Here is a 1,956-nt window from a genome sequence, read left to right on the forward strand (position 1 = left end):
CCAGTGCTGGGTTTGCGTACCGCCAGTTATTGCACTGAAAACGAGGGGACCCCTATTTGCGATGTATTGGTGTGGTACCAGTCATCCGGCTGCACTGTTCAACAAGTCATTGCATCCGCCGACCGGTCTGGTGCGATGGATAAGTCAATTTCATATAGATAAGCAAAGCAACCAGATGCGCGTTGTCCAGGAGCAGTTTGCCCACTATCTGGGTGTAACAAAAGTCCGCTGTGATTTACTGGTTCGCAGAATGATGAAGCGAACTGGCAGCGTGGCGCTACTTCGGGAACTGTGCGACTTTTAAGTTAGTGGCAATATTACTACTTGTTGGTGGCAGTATTACTACACTTCACGGCTAACGCGGCCTAAGAGCCGACTACCTCCCCGCCTGGTGTGACTGCAATAGGCAGTACAGCAGTCTTTGGAGAGCATTTAGCGACCGACTGCTCTTTGCATTTTCGTTTTTTGACACTGGTGATTTGCTGAAATCTCGTGCCGTTGACTCTGACGGGCCGGAGGCGGCCAAAACATCCGAATCGCGATAATCCCAGTGGAATTTGGAAGCTGGCGGTCGGCAGTGCAGCATTTACTGCGTTACACCTTAGCTTGATGGGTGTCCAAGTTCGTCATTGAGTTTATCGTCGACCACTATCCTTGAATAACACTTTAGCGAAGCAGCCAGATCATCAAAAACAACCCATCGCAGCAGCGGCCAAGACGTGCCCCAGTCACCCGACAACGTCAAAGGCTTTGACCAGTTTTTTTCGGTGCGATCTTTGTGGCCCTGTGCTATGGCCATTGTGTAAGCGTCTGAAACCCTGATGTCCTTTTTTCTCCTGCGATTGTCGACCACATTCCACTCTTCATCGCTTCTTAAGAATATAGGGTCAACCCTAAAAATTGGAGATCATTTTTAGGAACCAACCAACTTTACCGACACACAAATATTGACTAGTCTCACTTCACAGTTTTGTGGTCACGAAACTGCGTTAGTCGTGGTCTAAGACGGAAGGAGCAAATTTATGTTGAGACTCATGATGCATATCCAGTTTCGTATAGTTTTGCTAATCTTTTGCCTGGCCACCTTAGAAACTGCACATGCAGTTCCGAGTTTTGCTCGGCAAACTGGAATGGAATGCATGGCATGCCACGTCAGCTGGCCGGAGTTGACGACGGTTGGCAGGCAATTCAAATTGGGCGGCTACACTTTGATAAAGCCGATCGTTGGAGAAGAGCGTCCACTAGTTTCCTTCAGCCGCGATGGGGACCCGCCTCTGATACCGATTGCCGGATTTTTGCAAACGTCAGTGACCAGAACAGCCAACACCACTAGCCCAGGAACTGACGCGAGCAACTTTCCGGACCAAAAGAGTTTGGAGTTACAACAAGCCAGTGTCTTTCTGGCAGGCCGACTATCTGACCACGTCGGAGGTTTCATTCAATACAGCTACGACGGACAGGCCGACAAAGGCCAAATCGACAATGTAGATCTGCGATACGCCAACGCATATAAGTCTGACTCGTTAAACGTGGCCTATGGCTTCAGCCTTAATAACAATCCCACAGTATCAGACATATACAACACGACTCCGGTATGGGGCTTTCCATATGCCAGTTCCAGCATTGCACCATCTCCAGCGGCCGCTACGCTAATCCAAGAAGGCTTAGGTCAGCAAGTGGTGGGGCTTACCGCTTACTCTATGTGGAACCGGACCGTGTACGCAGAGATTGGAGCCTACGTTACCCCCGATGGGCTATTTAATATCTTCCGTGAAGGCGTGCCCCGTGAAGAAGCTGCAGTTCTGCAGGATGCGGCGCCTTACTGGCGCTTAGCCTTGCAGCATGAATGGCAGGAGGGTACCCAGTCCGCCATGCTTGGAACGTTTGGAATGAACGCCAATAAATACCCCGACCCTATGGATCCAAACGGCGCCACCGACCAGTTCAATGACATAG

General features: G+C 50.2%; 2 pseudogenes. Both read left to right on the forward strand.

Going from position 1 to position 1,956, the window contains the following annotated elements:
• Nucleotides 1-304 (forward strand): annotated as a pseudogene (locus tag WCG50_RS19190) (hypothetical protein); the annotation flags it as partial.
• A 718-nt stretch (nucleotides 305-1,022) separates the two neighbouring features.
• A pseudogene (locus WCG50_RS19195) lies at nucleotides 1,023-1,956 on the forward strand (hypothetical protein); the annotation flags it as partial.

It is taken from the genome of Rhodoferax sp., from assembly GCF_037143375.1.
GTDB lineage: Bacteria > Pseudomonadota > Gammaproteobacteria > Burkholderiales > Burkholderiaceae_C > Rhodoferax.